The 17226-nt window shown below is 35.3% G+C and carries 14 protein-coding genes and 1 other annotated feature; of the genes, 2 read left to right on the plus strand and 12 right to left on the minus strand.

Annotation, left to right across the window (positions count from 1 at the left end; translation table 11 throughout):
- Nucleotides 1-22 precede the first annotated feature (22 nt).
- From MKY09_RS13945 to MKY09_RS13985, 9 genes are all read right to left on the minus strand, one after another.
- Nucleotides 23-1192: a competence protein CoiA family protein gene (locus MKY09_RS13945; RefSeq protein ID WP_342566910.1), complete on the minus strand. Its 1170-nt coding sequence runs from the start codon at nucleotides 1190-1192 to the stop codon at nucleotides 23-25.
- A gap of 497 nt (nucleotides 1193-1689) precedes the next feature.
- Nucleotides 1690-2355, minus strand: coding sequence for an adaptor protein MecA (gene mecA / locus MKY09_RS13950; protein WP_169361197.1), 666 nt, complete (start codon nucleotides 2353-2355; stop codon nucleotides 1690-1692).
- Between the two features lie 218 nt (nucleotides 2356-2573).
- Complete coding sequence (spxA, locus tag MKY09_RS13955) at nucleotides 2574-2969, minus strand: transcriptional regulator SpxA (protein ID WP_053590237.1); 396 nt, start codon at nucleotides 2967-2969, stop codon at nucleotides 2574-2576.
- Between the two features lie 563 nt (nucleotides 2970-3532).
- Complete coding sequence (locus MKY09_RS13960) at nucleotides 3533-4699, minus strand: putative glycoside hydrolase (protein ID WP_240949814.1); 1167 nt, start codon at nucleotides 4697-4699, stop codon at nucleotides 3533-3535.
- Nucleotides 4700-5002: 303 nt separating this feature from the next.
- Complete coding sequence (locus MKY09_RS13965; RefSeq protein WP_169361199.1) at nucleotides 5003-5944, minus strand: ATP-binding cassette domain-containing protein; 942 nt, start codon at nucleotides 5942-5944, stop codon at nucleotides 5003-5005.
- Nucleotides 5944-6999: an ABC transporter ATP-binding protein gene (locus MKY09_RS13970; RefSeq protein ID WP_342566911.1), complete on the minus strand. Its 1056-nt coding sequence runs from the start codon at nucleotides 6997-6999 to the stop codon at nucleotides 5944-5946. Before MKY09_RS13970 ends, MKY09_RS13965 begins: the two co-directional genes overlap by 1 nt.
- A gap of 15 nt (nucleotides 7000-7014) precedes the next feature.
- On the minus strand, nucleotides 7015-8034 hold the full coding sequence (gene opp3C, locus MKY09_RS13975) for an oligopeptide ABC transporter permease (protein WP_169361201.1): 1020 nt from the start codon (nucleotides 8032-8034) through the stop codon (nucleotides 7015-7017).
- On the minus strand, nucleotides 8034-8966 hold the full coding sequence (gene opp3b, locus MKY09_RS13980; RefSeq protein WP_342566912.1) for an oligopeptide ABC transporter permease: 933 nt from the start codon (nucleotides 8964-8966) through the stop codon (nucleotides 8034-8036). Before opp3b ends, opp3C begins: the two co-directional genes overlap by 1 nt.
- Before the next feature lie 197 nt (nucleotides 8967-9163).
- On the minus strand, nucleotides 9164-10888 hold the full coding sequence (locus tag MKY09_RS13985) for a peptide ABC transporter substrate-binding protein (RefSeq protein WP_169361203.1): 1725 nt from the start codon (nucleotides 10886-10888) through the stop codon (nucleotides 9164-9166).
- Between the two features lie 632 nt (nucleotides 10889-11520).
- Between MKY09_RS13985 and MKY09_RS13990 the strand changes: the two genes are divergently transcribed.
- Both MKY09_RS13990 and trpS read left to right on the plus strand, forming a co-directional pair.
- The gene (locus MKY09_RS13990; RefSeq protein WP_251556048.1) at nucleotides 11521-11865 is read left to right on the plus strand and encodes a DUF3899 domain-containing protein; all 345 of its coding nucleotides are present in this window, start codon (nucleotides 11521-11523) and stop codon (nucleotides 11863-11865) included.
- Between the two features lie 51 nt (nucleotides 11866-11916).
- Nucleotides 11917-12130 (plus strand) — a binding site (T-box leader).
- A 45-nt stretch (nucleotides 12131-12175) separates the two neighbouring features.
- Nucleotides 12176-13162 carry a tryptophan--tRNA ligase gene (gene trpS, locus MKY09_RS13995; protein WP_251556047.1) on the plus strand — a complete coding sequence of 329 codons (987 nt, stop codon included), beginning with the start codon at nucleotides 12176-12178 and terminating at the stop codon, nucleotides 13160-13162.
- Between the two features lie 245 nt (nucleotides 13163-13407).
- On the opposite strand, the gene MKY09_RS14000 is transcribed toward trpS, so the two are convergent.
- From MKY09_RS14000 to opp4B, 3 genes are all read right to left on the minus strand, one after another.
- The gene (locus tag MKY09_RS14000) at nucleotides 13408-15258 is read right to left on the minus strand and encodes an oligopeptide ABC transporter substrate-binding protein (RefSeq protein WP_342566913.1); all 1851 of its coding nucleotides are present in this window, start codon (nucleotides 15256-15258) and stop codon (nucleotides 13408-13410) included.
- Between the two features lie 62 nt (nucleotides 15259-15320).
- A complete protein-coding gene (locus MKY09_RS14005; protein ID WP_251556044.1) occupies nucleotides 15321-16232 on the minus strand; it encodes an ABC transporter permease in 912 nt (303 codons plus the stop codon).
- A gap of 30 nt (nucleotides 16233-16262) precedes the next feature.
- On the minus strand, nucleotides 16263-17225 hold the full coding sequence (gene opp4B, locus MKY09_RS14010; RefSeq protein ID WP_342566914.1) for an oligopeptide ABC transporter permease: 963 nt from the start codon (nucleotides 17223-17225) through the stop codon (nucleotides 16263-16265).
- Nucleotide 17226 lies beyond the last annotated feature (1 nt).

Consider the following 17226-nt stretch of genomic DNA (forward strand, 5'->3'; position numbering starts at 1 on the left):
ACTACGAACCAATTCTATTTTCTCAATTTTCAGCTCCTTTTGCAAGGAATTGGTTATAAAGTAATTTATGCATTTTGGTATAGTTGCATGTACTCTCTAGGTGAAGTTGTTCCGGTATATCTAAGCATTCCAAGAGAATCGCTACATACGCTTTTAAAGCCTTTATCCGCATTACTAATCGATTGGGATCCTTCCAACGATGAACCAGTAAGAAATAGCGATAGTGTTGGTCGGTAATCGTGTCTAACATCAGACTATTGCCTAGTAAAAAATCGATCCACTGCAGCTGCCATTCACAGGCATGCTCATCAAACGCATCAGCCCCACAAGACGGTACCCCAATAAATAAAGGAAGATTTATAGGATTTATTCTCCACTTATAGCACACCTGTAAAAAGGAAGATTGAATACCTTTACGGTTATATAGATATAAATTTTTTAAACGTTTCATTCTCTTATCTTGGTAGAGTTTTAAATAAGTCTGAAACTCGTGCTCAGTAATTGTTTTAACCATAGCTAAGGGCCATGTTTGCATAGTAATGGGAAGCCTATTAATTTTTACGATAAAATGATTGGAATATAGATAAAGGAGATTAGAAATATAGGAAAAGGATTTGGTTTGAGGACAGTACGTGATTAGAACTTTACCATTCATACTATGATATAAAAGTTCTGTTTGAAAAGCAGAAATCTTCATGGAACCAATTTGCTGAAGGGGAAAATCCAGTGGGTTAGGGGTTTTTAAAACCCAAAGTGGTTTGATATGGACCTGCATATAGCCTTTATTACGCTTTCGTATGATGCTAGTGGGTATTTTACTACACTGATACTCCAGTGCAACCTTTATATTGTCTGTAAAGATTAAAATATCCGGCCTTTGCTTAATATCTAAAATAAATGGTTCCAAATTACAAGGTACTTTTTTACTTTGCAAAAAATCGTACAGTTGAATTTTCCCTCTCAGATGATCTTCACTTTCCCCTTCTGAAAATGACTGTGCACAAACGGTATTATGTTGATGAGCAAAATGAGGAATTTTGATGTTGCCGACTTTTAAAATAAGCGTTTCTTTACATTCAGCACAATTATAGACATTTTGTCTCATCATTTTTAAACTGTCTCTTGAATAATGAGCTGGTATGAAGATTTCGCCGTCCTTTGTTAGGGCTGTTAATATGATAATCACCTCCATTCTTAATATACAAATAAAAGAAATAAAACGCAATAATCAAAATCATAATGGTATGAGGTTAAAATTTTTAGCTTCGTTAAAGTTACTAGTTGATTTTGACTAACAATTCTTTTTTTATAGTGACTGTAAACATAAACAATTGAACTTTCAAATGGCTATTAAGAACATAAATAGATGACGAAAATGGGGTTGGTGACAGTTTTTTAGCTTTGTTTATGCGAGTAAATTTATTAGTTCATTATCAATGCTAAAGCTGTTCCCATTTATTGATTGGAGCGACAGACGGCGACTCCAGTGGGATGAGTGAGACAGATAAGACATCACAACCGCGCGCGTTAGCGACGGGTTATGGCTTATCGCTCACCCCACGGAAAGCGTCCGGCTGGGGCGGAAATCAATTCTACTCTCTGATCTAAGATTTCTTTGGATTATAAATCAACCCTACACTTTAACATAGCCAAATTTTTAAAACAAAAAAACCTTCTTTTCAGAAGGTTTTAAAAATGTTTATTTAATTCTTCCATCACATTGGCTGCTATAATTTCTTTGCCATACTCTTGTATTATGTGAATTGTTGTTTTTGTGCTTTGCCCAAACTCTGAAATAACACTCAACGTATTTAAAATAACTTCTAACTCCACCATATCCATATCAAAAATTACGTGTAAGTAATATTTTTCATTATAATGATATAAAGAAGTGTCAAGATCTAAATCATCTAGTTTTTTGGACAATCCAATAACATCTTCAAAATTTTCGAATATAAAAGTATATTCTGCGGGTATTTCATCTAAGTCATCCATATAATTTGAAAAATCATCAAACTCATGTGGCCCCATGGAATTGGAGACAGCACTTTTAAATATCTTGTTTGATAAATCCTCTGCACTTAAGCTATCGTCTGATCGTTCATCTTTTGCCATTTCCGTTCGAGTGACAATCACTTCTAAACCTTTTTCCATCGCATGAACTTGAATCCATAAGGGACCATCTAACTCTTCAAAATGATCATCATCATGAACCTCATCCATCATTTCCCAAAAAAGCTGCTCGCTCTTATCTTTATTAAACCATATTTCATCTCGGCTGAAGCCTCTTTCTTCAATGTCGATGTATGAAATGTATACTTTGAAAGTGTTGTCATTGATGCGCTCGATATCCATTTAACACATCTCCTTTCGCTTCTTCCGCCTCATTATTGTAGTGTCTATTACTATTGTATGTTGTTTAATAAAAAAAGAAAAGGATTCCAGCTTCACTTTTAAAAATATTAATACAACTTTTTATGTTTTTAAAAATTATAACATGAGGCAAGAAAAACTAATAAAGAAAAGCTGATGATTTTCAAAATTTCTTTGAAAATCATCAGCTTAATCCTGAACTAATTCACAAGTCTTTGCGCTTCTAGTAATTGATACGCACGAACTTTTCTAGGTAAAAATCTTCGAATTTCATCTTCATTATATCCAACTTGTAAACGTTTTTCGTCTAATATGATAGGTCTACGAAGTAAACCTGGATATTCTTGAATTAATTCATATAACCTTTGAAGTGGTAGGCTCTCCACATCAACGTTTAATTTTTGGAATATTTTTGAACGAGTAGATATTATTTCGTCTGTACCGTCTTCGGTCATACGTAGTATTTCTTTAATTTCACTGATACTTAATGGTTCCGAAAAGATATTTCTTTCTGTGTAAGGAATGTCATGCTCTTCTAACCAGGCTTTTGCTTTTCTACATGAAGTACAGCTTGGAGAAGTAAATAATGTAACCATCATATTAAAAAACACTTCCTCTCGATTGTTACTTGTGTTATATAAAGTAGATTATAATTAATTTAATGTAGTTTAGCACTTTTATAGTATACACTAATTAATAAGTATTTAAAATACATTTTTCCAGAAATTTTCTCACTTATAAAGAGTATTTACAATTTGTACATATAATGAACAACCTGATACATTTTTAGAATAATAATGTTTCTTTAATACAATGATACCCTTTTTTAAAAGCATTTAAACCATGTTTTCTAAAAAATATTCATTCTCAATTAGCAGTTCTTTAATGAAAACAACTGTTACACTATATAGTACGTTTTTCATGAAAAAAAGTTTCATTTTATGTTGTAATTAAGGCGCGTTTGCTCATTTTTTAAGTAAAATGATCGGATAGTCAGTTGGATTGGATATCACGTACATCTATAGTTTTAATTTCCCCCTTGTAGTCACTTTAAGCAACTGTATGGAAGTATCCTATCAAAATAGCAGATAGTAAAAAAGCTCCCTAAATTTTACTTTCGTAAAATCTGGGGAGCTTTTAATCCTAGACACTTGTCACATTAGTTAACTGGTGTATAATCTACACCTGGTGTATATTTATTTCCGGCATTCCATAATAAGAATTCGTTAATACCGGCTTCGTTTAATGCCTTTATTTGAGCCTCTACCTCAGCCTTACCATATACTAAGTAATTCCCTTTACCTAAATAAGAAGCAGTAAAATCTTGTAACCAAGGTCTGGATACTGGAGGATTTTTTAGCTCTCCTAGCTTGGCATTCTCAACCTTAGCGTATTCTTGGACAAGACGATATGGTTCTAAATCCGGTTTCGCAATTCCAAAATAAGATGTCCAATGACTTGGATAAATCATGGATGAAATGACATCTACGTTTTCCGATATCTTCGAGAAATTTTGTCCGATACCTGGAGCTTCTGGTAGTGTTGCGGAATATCCAAATATATCAACAGACACTTGTACACCATATGGTTTTAGTTTTTCTCTAGCATAAGCAACAAAGTCAGTTACTGCTGAAACTCTACGCTGGGTTGAATCCAACTCAGATGCCTCATATTTTCCCTTACCATATGCTAATGTAGTGTCTCTTTTTTCAAATCCTTCTGGAAAGCGTACATAGTCAAACTGTACTTCCTTAAAGCCCATTTTCGCTGCTTCAATTGCAACTTCTACATTGTAATCCCATACTTCTTGCATAAATGGATTAACAAAAGCTTCGCCTCTTCCATTCTTCCAAACGGAACCATTTTCAACAAATGATAATTCTGGCTTTCTTTCCGCTAGTTCTGTGTCTTTAAAAACAACAACGCGGGCAATCGGATAAATCTCTTTTTTCTCCATCACTTCCAGAATTCCTCTAAGATCTTTTATGTATGGTTTTCCAATTTCATACTTGAACAAAGGTGAATCCTCTTTAGGCTTATAAGTTAGGTTCCCAAAATCATCTTTAATATCGATGACCATAGCGTTTAACTCAGTATTATCCATTAGCTCTACTAATTGATTAAACCTTGAACCGCCTGCTGAGTGACCCGTTACGTACACTCCTCTTACCGCATCAGGATAGTTAAAAGTAAGTCCGGAGTCATAGACAAATAGCTTAGAAGAGGATACTAACGTTTCCTCTATTGAATTGAAGCCAAATTCCTTCGATGTAAAATCCTTCGAGAAAGCTTTTGTTTCAGCTGAAGCTTCGAATGGTGTCATCATTAAAACACCTAGCATAATACCAGAAATTACTGTTAATAATTTTTGTTTCATAACCGTCTCCCTTTCTTTACGTCTAACATTCTAACAACTATATCGTACGATGAAAAGAGTACATACGTCTAATATTACAATAAAAATTATAATTAATCTAAATGTTCAGCTATATCATTATTTCTTTTCACCCTTACTCCATAATCAAAGAAATTTGTATAACTTATTTTTAGCTTTAACTTTGAAAATATGTCCTGACAAAAAAAGTAGGCTAATTCGAATTTCTTCGATTAGCCTACTTTTAATGGTTTATTAAATACGTGATTGGGATATAGCTTTTAGTTCTTTAAATTCCTTTTCAGAACAAAATACAAAGTGACCCGGTGTAACTTCACGCATTGCAATTTCTTCCCCATCCGTATATTTGTGCGAAGAAGGATCATAAGACTTACGTACACGAGTACGCTCATAGTTAGGATCTGGAAGCGGGATAGCAGATAATAGAGACTGCGTATATGGATGTAATGGATTTGAGTATAATTCTTCGGCAGGTGCAAGCTCTACTAACTTACCGAAATACATTACACCTATTCTATCTGAAATGTATTTAACCATGGAAAGGTCATGCGCGATGAAAAGATATGTTAAACCCTTTTCTTCCTGCAATTCTTTTAATAAGTTAACTACTTGGGCTTGGATAGATACATCTAAAGCTGATATTGGTTCATCCGCAATAATGAATTCTGGATCTACAGCTAACGCTCTAGCTATACCTAGACGTTGACGCTGACCACCAGAGAATTCATGAGGATAACGTTCAGCATGCTCTTTATTAAGACCCACTGTTTCCAGCAATTCAATTACTCGCGCCTTACGTTCAGTCTGATTTTTAACTAAGCCATGAATATCTAAACCTTCCGCTATGATATCCAAAACTTTCATACGCGGATTTAAAGATGCGTAAGGATCTTGGAAGATCATTTGCATTTTACGGTTAAAGATTTTCAAATCTTTTTTCGATTTTTTATCATGTACGTTTACACCATCATAAATAACTTTTCCGTCAGTAGCATCATAAAGTCGAATAATAGTTCGTCCAGTTGTAGACTTACCACATCCGGATTCACCTACTAAACCCAAAGTTTCACCTTTATAGATGTCAAAGCTAATGTCGTCTACTGCACGAACTTCATTTTCTTTACCTTCGTTAAAATATTGCTTTAAATTTTTAATTTCTAGTAATTTTTCAGCCATTAGTTAGTACTCCCTTCGTAGTAACGACTTCCAGGGAAATTTTTCATACGTTCAACAATCGACGCAGGTGGCTCTACTTTTGGTGCGTCAGGGTGCAATAACCATGTAGCAGCGTAATGCGTATCACTAACCTTAAAGAATGGAGGAGATTGCTCCAAATCTATTTTCATTGCATAGTCACTACGAAGTGCAAAAGCGTCTCCTTTAGGAGGGCTTAACAAATCGGGTGGTGTTCCTGGAATTGCATAGAGTTTTTCTTCAGCAGTATCTAATGACGGCATAGAGCTTAACAAGCCCCATGTATATGGGTGCTGAGGGTTATAGAATATTTCATCTACCGTGCCTGTTTCCACAATCTTACCACCGTACATTACAGCTACTCTGTCCGCAACATTAGCAACTACTCCTAAATCATGCGTAATAAAGATGATGGATGTATCAATTTTCTTTTGTAAATCTTTCATTAATTCTAAAATTTGCGCTTGAATTGTTACATCCAATGCCGTTGTTGGTTCATCCGCAATCAGAATCTGTGGATTACAAGCTAGGGCAATAGCTATAACAATACGTTGACGTTGTCCACCAGAGAATTGATGAGGATATTGTTTTATACGAGCTTCCGGCTTTGGCATACCAACTAGACGCAATAAATCCACCGCTATTTTTCTTGCCTCTACCTTACTTACTTTACGATGCTTTAAAATAGGCTCCATAATTTGTTTACCTATTGTCATTGTTGGGTTTAAAGAAGTCATTGGATCTTGGAAAATCATAGAGATATCTTTTCCGCGAATCTTTTGCATTTCTCTATCCGTAAGCTTTGTTAAATCTTTACCATTAAAAAGAATCTGTCCATTTTTAAATTCAGAGCTTGATTCCGGTAATAAACGCATAATCGCCTTAGTTGTAACTGACTTACCAGAACCAGACTCCCCTACGATTGCAAGTGTTTCACCTTTTAAAAGATCGAAGTTAACACCACGAATAGCTTTAACTTCACCTGCAAAAGTATGGAAGGAAAGCTCTAGATCTTTAACTTCCAATATTTTATCCATCCTTGCTTTCCTCCTTTAGTCTTTCATCTTTGGATCTAGCGCATCTCTTAAACCATCACCAAGAAGGTTAAAGGACAGCATTAGTAAGCTTATAATTACAGCTGGGAATACTAAAATATGTGGCTGGAATTTTAGTAATTTAACTCCATCATTAATTAGTGTACCTAAAGAAGCTGCAGGCGGTTGTAATCCTAACCCGATAAAGCTTAAGAAAGCTTCGAAGAAAATCGCACCAGGAATAGTAAACATCGTGTTAATAACAATAATACTTAAAACGTTTGGTAGAATATGTTTTGTTATGATTCTGTTATTTGAAGCACCTAACGTACGAGAAGCTAAAACAAATTCTTGGTTTTTATATTTCAAAACCTGAGCTCGAACAACGCGAGACATACCTATCCATCCAGTTATCGTAATGGCAATAATAATTGCCGTGATACCAGGATCCATAAACATAATCATGAGAATAACAATTACTAGATTTGGAATACCAATTAGAATCTCTACTATACGTTGCATAACATCATCTACACGTCCACCGTAGTAACCCGAGATACCTCCATAGGCCACTCCAATAACCATGTCTATTAAGGCAGCCATGAATGCGATGAAAAGAGATACCTGAGTTCCTTCCCATACTCGAGCAAACATATCACGACCTAGACCATCTGTTCCAAACCAATAATAAGTATCTACATTTTTTAATTCATATAAATTGACTTCTTTACCTGCCAAGTTTCCATATCCATCCATAATTCCAAGCTTTTCGATTCCTGGAACTTTTGGTGGCAAGTTAGCATGTGTAATTGTTTGTGTTTCTGCATCATGAGGGCCAATGTATGGACCAATCAATGACATAAGAATAATAAATACTAGTATAAAAACACTGACTATAGCAGCTTTATTTTTTCTTATGCGATACCAAGCATCTTTCCAAAAGCTTACGCTCGGTTTAGAAATTCTCTCCGCTTGACTGCTATCTACATGGATTCTATCAAATGAATCAGCAGGTAATTTTTTCAAGTCTTGACTCATTAGTTTTTACCTCCTGACAAACGAATACGTGGATCAATGATTCCATAAAGTAAATCTATAATGAATATTACAACAATTAAGAATACAGAGAAGAAAATCGTAGTACCCATAATAATAGAATAGTCATTTACGTTAATAGATTTTACAAATTGTTCTCCGATTCCTGGGATAGCAAAGATTTGTTCAATTACTAATGACCCAGTTAATAATCCTGCTGCCATCGGACCAAGTACAGTCACTAACGGAATCAAAGCATTTCGCAAAGCGTGTTTAAATGCTATTTCAGTACCATTGGCTCCTTTAGACTTTGCTAATGTTATATAATCAGAGCTTAAAACTTCTACCATCTCGGTTCTTATAAAACGAGCTGCAGTAGCCAGTGGTCCCAGTGCTAATGCAATGGAAGGCATAATACTTGAGGCCCATCCATCTTTCCATAAAGCTACCGGTAGAATTCCCCACTTTACACCTAACCAATATTGTAATACTGTAGCAAACACGAACGATGGTATAGATATACCAATAATGGCTATGATGGTACTTCCATAGTCCCAAAATGTATTTTGTTTTAATGCAGCAATCATTCCTAAAAGAATACCTACTAGTACTCCGGCAATAAGACCTTGGGAACCAATTTGGAACGATGGTCCAATACGACTTAAAATCAAATCAGTAACTTCAGCATTTTTGAACTGAAACGAGTTACCTAAATCACCTTGAACTAAGTTAAGCATGTAATTTACATACTGGACGGGAACTGGATCATTTAATCCATATTTCGCTTCCACTATTTCAAGTTGAGACGGGGATAGTTTTGAAGCAGAGCTTATAGGGGATCCTGGTAGCGTCTTCATTAAGAAGAATGTAGCTGTCGCAATCAGGAAAAGCGTGATAAACATATAAAAAACACGACGCAAAATATATTTCGCCATCTTTGCACCTCCTAAATTATTTAATAAATTATAATTTTACTAATCTATATATTAAACAAAAAAAATAGTAATTTGTCAAAATCATATTTTATAGTAAAAATATTGCGTATATTTCGACTCATTTAAAAAGAGAGTATATGTTCCGAAAGGAATACATATACTCTCATTTTATGAGATTTTTAAAACTTTAAACTATCTTAGTTTTTACCTTCGATATATGCCCATTTGTAGCTATAGTCTCCACCGAATGGGTGAGCAACGATACCTTTAACATATGGTTTTTGAAGTTGCATAAGACCACGTTGGTAAATTGGTCCAATAGCATAGTCTTCAGCAATTAGAAGTTTTTCAGCATCAGCAAGTGCTTTCCAACGAGCTTCTGTATCTAATGCTAATTCATTGTTAGCAGAAGTTACTAACTCATCATATTTCGGGTTAGAATAAGACATTTGGTTGTTACCACCATCAGTTAACCATAAGCTCATGAATGTGTAAGGATCTTGGTAATCTGGTCCCCATCCAGCAACTTGAATGTCATAGTCTTGGTTTGTATCAAGATCTAAGCGCACTGCAAATGGTACTTCTTTAAGAGTAACAGTTAAACCTGGTAAGTTTGTTTCTAATTGATTTTTGAAATACTCATCCATCTTCTTAGAAAGATCAGAGTCTCCGCCAAGAATTTCTAGAGTAAGCTCAGTAACTCCTAGTTCTTTTAAGCCTTTGTCCCAAGCTGCTTTTGCTTCTTCTACGTTAAATGTAGACATATCTCCATTAACTTCGCGGAAATCATTAGCATCTTCGTCAAAAGTGAATCCTTGTGGTACTAGGTAATGAGCAGGTACAGAACCATTAGCTAAAACTACGTTAACTAAATCTTCTTTGTTGATAGCTTTTGAAACTGCTTCACGAATATTTACGTTAGCAAGTGGAGTAGGTTCTCCATTACGTTCTTGATTGTATTTGAAATAGAATACTGATGTTTCCATTTCTGTTACTAGTTCTGGATCATTAGCATATTGCATTGCATACTCACCAGATAGACCAGTACGGTCTTTTTCACCATTAGTGTAAAGGTTAACCGCTGTAGCTACTTCTTTAACTACATCATAGTTAATTTCAGTAAGTTTCACAGTATCTTTATCCCAATATTGATCATTTTTAACTAGTTTCCAGCTTAAGCCTGTTCCATCCCAATCTTGTAAAGCGAATGGTCCGTTGTATAAAAGTGCTTCAGAGTTTTTAGAGTAATTTTCACCTTGAGTTGTAACGAATTCTTCTTTTTGTGGTAAGAATGTACCAAATGACATTAATGATAAGAAGTAAGGAACTGGTTTTTCAAGAGTAACTTCTAATGTTTTCTCATCTAGAGCTTTAACACCTAATTCAGTATACTCAACTTCTCCAGCTACAATTTTAGATGCATTTGCGATTACGCCTTCCATCATGTATGGACCGTATTCAGAAGCAGTATCTGGGTTCATAGCACGTTTCCAAGCGAATTCAAAGTCATTTGCAGTAACTGGTGTACCATCAGACCAATTAGCGTCACGTAATTTGAACGTATAAACTAATCCATCTTCAGAAACTGTTGGCTCTCCATCAGAAATTGCTGGTACAGCTACATTTTCTTGATTCAAACGGTAAAGACCTTCATTTACGTTGTTTAGTAGATCGAAACCTACTGAGTCAGTTACTAAAGCAGAATCAAGAGTTGGAATTTCAGAACCCATGATTAAGTTTAATACTTGCTCTTCGTCTAATGTTGCTTCTTCAGCACCATCGTCTTCTTTTTCTCCATCTGTTTCAGTTGCTGGTTCGTTAGCTGGTGTTTCTTTAGCCTCATCGTCGCCGCCACATGCAGCTAGGAATAGACCTACAACTAACAGTAGGCTAAGAAGCCATACTAATTTACTATTCTTCACAAAAATAACCTCCCTAATATTCAGAAAAATTCATTACATTTATTATTATACATTTTATAAGAGAGTTGTACATACCTTTTTTTAAATATTTTTACAATCATGTAACAAAATCATTACATTGTCCTAACGAATTAGGAAGATTCTTAACTATTTTGTTAATTATCTTTTATTTTTTTAGCTTTGTTAAAGTTATTGGTTGATTTTGACTAACGATTCTTTTTTATAGTTACTGTAAACCATTATTAAAAGAATATTCAAACGACTATTAAGATTAAATAGATTATGAAATTCGGATTGGGTACAGTTTTTCGACTTTATTTATGTGAGTAAATTAATAAGCACTTATCTATGCATGAAGCTGTTCCCATTTATTGATTGGAGCGCCAGACGGCGACTCCTACGGGATGAGTGAGACAGATCAGACATCACAACCACGCGCGTAAGCGATGGGTGATGGCTTATCGCTCACCCCGAGGAAAGCGTCTGGCTGGTGCGAAAATCAATTCTACTTTCTAATTTATAGATTTCTTTCCTTCATAAATCAACCCTTCCCTTTAACATAGCCATATTTTTTTATTAGTTTTGATTATTTCAAACAAATCTTCTATAATTTAATTTATTAGAGGTGAATTATGAAAAAGAAGCTTATCTATTTTTTTAGTGCTCAGATTATTATAATTTTAGTGATGTTATTAACGACTAAACGTATCGATCTGGAAGCATATACTAATGTTTCCTTCTATATAGGAGGACTTGTCACATTTATTGGTCTAGTTACATATGTTGTATCAGGAGGATTTTTTGATCTTTATGCGTCTGGCTCAAGGAAATTTTTCACTAGAAAACATTTAAAAGATGAGATTGTGAATATGCGACTTCCTTCCGAAGTTTTTTCTTTCTCCCCTAAACCACTATTTGCTTTAGGGTTATCAATTTTAGCTTGTACATGTATAGCGTTACTTTTTTATTATGGATAAATTTGTCCCTTGATTTTTGAGTTTCTTCTATATATAATAATCAAAACTAAATAAAGAGCTTTGATGAAGAAAGTACATTTATAGAGTGTGTTTAGAGAGTCTGCGGATGCTGCAAGCAGATCATACGATAAATGGAATGGGCTTCTGAGCAGTATAAGTGAAAGGTCAAGTAGCTTATACCGTTTCCTTCGCGTTATGAAGAAGAGTGGCTATTTATTTTAGCAAGCTGGGTGGTACCACGGATATTACATCATTCGTCCCTTTTTTAGGGATGCATGATGTTTTTTTATATTCTAAGGAGGAAAATTTTATGAAAACACTTTTTTCGGGCGTCCAGCCTACCGGTACAATTACTTTGGGAAATTATATCGGCGCATTTAGACAGTTTATAGACCTACAAAATGATAACGATTGTATTTTTTGCATCGTAGATCAGCATGCTATTACTGTAGCTCAAGACCCCCAAGAACTTCAAAATCATATTCGTTCGTTGGCAGCCTTATATCTAGCGGTAGGAATAGATCCAGAGAAGTCGATTTTGTTTGTCCAGTCAGAGGTTCCAGCCCATGCAAAAGCAGGATGGATGATGCAATGTATTTCTCACATTGGAGAACTGGAAAGAATGACGCAGTTCAAAGATAAATCAGATGGGAAAGATGCTGTGACTGCTGGATTATTGACTTACCCACCACTTATGGCCGCTGATATACTTCTTTACCAAACAAACATCGTACCTGTTGGCGATGATCAAAAACAACATATAGAACTAACTCGTGACTTGGCAGAACGTTTCAATAAAAGATACGGTAATGTATTAACTATGCCTGAAATCCAGCTTCCTAAGCACGGCGCACGTATCAAATCCCTGCAGGATCCAACGAAAAAAATGAGTAAGTCAGACCCTAATCAAAAAGCAACTATTCGTATTTTAGATACGCCAAAGCAAATAGAAAAGAAAATCAAAAGCTCTGTTACTGATTCAGAAGGAATCGTAGCATTTGATACTGAAAACAAACCAGGTGTCTCTAATCTATTAACAATAGAATCTGCTTTGACGGGTACACCTATTCCAGAATTAGTAGCTAAATATGAAGGAAAAGGTTATGGAGATTTTAAAGCATCTGTTGCAGAAGCTATTATTAATCATCTAGCACCTATTCAACAGAGATACGAGGAATTATTAAACTCATCAGAACTAGATTCCATTCTAGATCGCGGTGCAGAAAAAGCTAACCAATTAGCAAATGAAACGCTTGTTAAGATGGAAGCCGCAATGGGTCTCGGTAGAAGACGCTAATCGTTAATCCTAAAATGGATAGACAGAAGATAATAAAATCTTTTGAGTTTAGCATATACATCAGCACTGATTTCCATGAATATCCTAAAGACAGGAAATTTAAATATAGTACTAAATGGGAGCAGCTGATAATTGCTATTCCGTAGCTTATTAGAAAAATTAGTAGTCTCATTATTATCACGTCCTTCATAAAACATATGAAAAACCGTTCCTAAACTTTCGTCTAGGAACGGTTTTTTTGAAGATTATTTTAATGGCTCTTCTGATACTAGTTGAAGTTCATGTAATCCAAAGTCAGTACCATAAGTTACATCATAGTTTTTCACTGCCTTGTTAACTACATAAATTGCGCTACGGAATTGAGTAGGAATTACTGGAACTTGCTCTGACATGTATACTTGGAAATCACGGAATGCTTGCGCACGTTTTGCAGAGTCAAATGCATCCGGTGAATCGATAGCTGCTAATAATTCATCTAATTCAGGTGAAGTAAAGCGGCTATAGTTAAATGCTGAGTCTTTTCCATATAAGCCTAGTGGTGATGGGTTTGTACCTGTTCCCCAAGCTCCCATGTAAATATCAATTTCAGGGTCATCTGCTTCTACTTTATCATAGAAAGAGTTCATTTCGATTAAACGACCAGATGTTAATACAACCTTTAGACCAACGTCTCTCCAGTTTTGAATCCAATATGCAGCCATTTCTTCAGCTGTAACGTCTCCTGACATACCTGCATAATTAATCTCTAATTTTTCGCCTTCTGGAGTTTCACGGAATCCGTCTCCATCGATATCTTTATAACCAGCTTCGTCTAATAATTGTTCTGCTTTTGCTGGATCATACTTTAAGCCCTCTAAAGTGTCATCATAGAAAGAAGCAAATGCTGGTGGTATTAAACCAGTTGCACGAGTTCGTAAATTATCGTAATATGCTTCATTTACAGACTCTACATCTAAAGCATATCCCATTGCCATACGTAAGTTTAGATTAGCCATTTTAGCATTTGGATCCATTGTACTTAATTTAGTTTTAGTGTCAAACTTACCTAATTTAAATCCAAGGTAGGAATAAGATAACTCTGGTTGAACAAGTACAGAAGCATTTTTAAAGTCTTTTACTTCCGCATACTTCGTTGCTGGTAATGATCCAGCTGTCATATGATATTCACCAGTTTCTAACGCTTTAGAGATTGAGCTAGAAGGTACTACTTTTAAAAGTACGCCATCCAACTTAGGCTCTCCTTTAAAGTAATGTTCATTTTTTACAAATTGAACAGATTCACCAGGAATAATTTTTTCAAATTTAAATGCACCTAAAGATAATGGGTTTTTACGAACTGGGTCAGATTCTAACAATTGTCCTACTGGAATATCTTTTAAAATATGACTTGGTTCAGCAGAACTCCATAGACCATCTCCACCTGAATAAATTGCTGGAGATAATTTTTTAAAGGAAATTTCTAATGTAGTTTCGTCAACCTTTTTTAATCCAGAAATTGTATCAGCAGTTCCTGCATTATACTCTTCTGCACCAATGATATTTTTAAAATCTCCGTCATAACGAATACCTTGATAGTCTGGGTGTCCAATGATTAAATATGGAAGCATAACATCTTCAATTTTCAAAGGCTCGCCATCTGACCATTTTACACCTTCACGGATTTTAATTGTTGCTTTGTTTGTATTAGGGTCTGCTTCAAGTGTAGCAATACCTCTGTCATCAATTAAAAAGTCACCATCTACAGAGAAAATGGAATTACTAGCGTAATCTAAAATATCTGCATCTACACCATTTTGATATAATACCAGAGAGAAGATCCCTTCAAAAGGAGTATCTGTTCCTAATGCAACCTTTAAAATTCCGCCATCAATTGCATCTCCCTCATGCTCAACCTTTTGAGAAAATTCTGAAGTACCTTCTTCTGCAGCAGGTTCTTCCTCTTTATCTTCTTCTTTATCCTTATCTTCCTCAGTCTTTGCCGGTTCTGTTGTTCCTTCAGTATTTGAGCCTGAAGATTCTTCGTCGTTGTTACATGCGCCTAACACAAGCATAAATGCTATTAGTACAGCTAATAATGTCCAAAGCTTCTTATTCATCCTTTTTCCTCCTTTTTATATATCTTTATATATCAAACAGAAATCGTTTAATACCATATTCATTATCCTTGCCTTTGTCTTGCGTCTGCCGAGCGACGTAGCGCTTGCCCTACATAATTGATGGAAAGCATTAATAACAAAATTAGCAAGGAAGCTGGTAGCCATACCCACCATTTGTCCTCTAAAATTAACGGATTATTCGCATAACTCACAAGAGTTCCCAAGCTAGGTACACTTTGCGGTAAGCCAAAGCCTAAATAAGATAATCCTGTTTCTAAACCTACATTTCCTGCAAAACTTAACGTCAGTTCAACGATTAGAATAGAGCTAAGATTAGGCATAACACCTGTAAAGATAATTCTGCCATTGCCAGTTCCTAATGTTTTAGAGGCATTTATATAATCTCTTCTACTCTCAGTTAATGACTTACTTCTAACCAGTCGGGCCGTTGACACCCATAAAAAAGTACTCATAATAAGAACGAACTCAAATATAGAGTATTTCGGAATAATTGTTACAAACACAATGATGATCATTAAAGTTGGAATAGTGATGAAAAAGTCAATAATTCTCATAAATATATTGTCTATTAAACCACCAAAGTAGCCTGTAATCATACCAATGGCCACACCTACAATACCTGTTATAATTGTCACCGATAATGCTATAGTAATGGAGTTTCTAGCTCCGATGATTAACTGTCCTAAAATGGAACGTCCACCCTGATCAGCTCCCAGAATAAACTTTTCGCCAGGTTCTGAAAATTTGTCTCTTAAACTTACATTCATTAATTCTTCTTGATTGATCATTGCTGCTGAGATATAGATAGCTATTATTCCAATGACTAAACAAAATAGCGAGAACATTGCTAACTTATCTTTTTTAAACTCTCTTACTAGCACTTGAAAACCTGTAGGCGGAGAGCTTTGTGTGTTTTTTTCTAGAATTTCTGTATTAAGTATTTGTTCACTCATCATACTCTCTCCTTAACCTTATATTTTGGGTCAATCTATTCTAATACGTGGATCTACAATGCTCATGATGATATCAGACAATAGACTACCTAATAAAGTTAAGAAGCCAAACAGCAATACTAAAGCAGTAATAACGCTATAATCCCTGGAGGATATAGATTGCATAAACAATTGCCCCATGCCTTGATATCCAAAAATGGTTTCTATAAATATGGAGCCACCTAGTAACCCAGTAATTGTAAACCCTAGAAAAGCTGCAATTGGCAATAATGAGTTACGGAAAATGTGTCTACTGTATACTTTTTTAATAGGAATTCCCTTACTTCTTGCTGTACGGACATAATCCATCGACTTTGCATCTATAATTTCAGATCTTAGGTACTGAATTACTGCGGTCGTTCCAAGGATTGCATAGGTCATTGCAGGCAATAGCATATGATAAATTCGGTTCCATACATACCCAAGGGTACCTTCCTCGTACTTTATGTCCACCGTACCGGCTGTCGGAAACCATCCAAGATGATAACCGAAAAAGAATAATGCCAGCAAGCCAAGTACGAATGTTGGGATCGCATAGGTCACAAAAGAGTATAGTACGATTGTTTTATCTAGGAATGTATCTTGAAAGCGCCCCGCCAATACTCCTAACGGAATAGCTATTAAGTATAGAAGAACAACGCTTAGCAAGGATAGCCACAGTGTGTTCATCGCCCGAAATCCTATTAAATCCGCAACAGGCATGCTATACGTATAACTCTTACCAAAATCCCCTTGAATTGCATTCGTTATCCAATTGTAGTATTGTACATACCAAGGATCGTAAAATCCTGCTAACACTCTCATTTCTTCTAATCGATTAGGATCGGATTCTGGTGTTATTAGGCCTGTGAATGGGTCTCCAGGCATTTGCTTAGCTAATATAAATATTAGTAGGCTTAAGACAAAAAGCTGTGGAATCATGGCTAAAACTCTTCTCAATATTGTTTTCCACATA

It is taken from the genome of Psychrobacillus sp. FSL K6-4046, from assembly GCF_038624605.1.
In the GTDB taxonomy this organism is placed as follows: domain Bacteria; phylum Bacillota; class Bacilli; order Bacillales_A; family Planococcaceae; genus Psychrobacillus.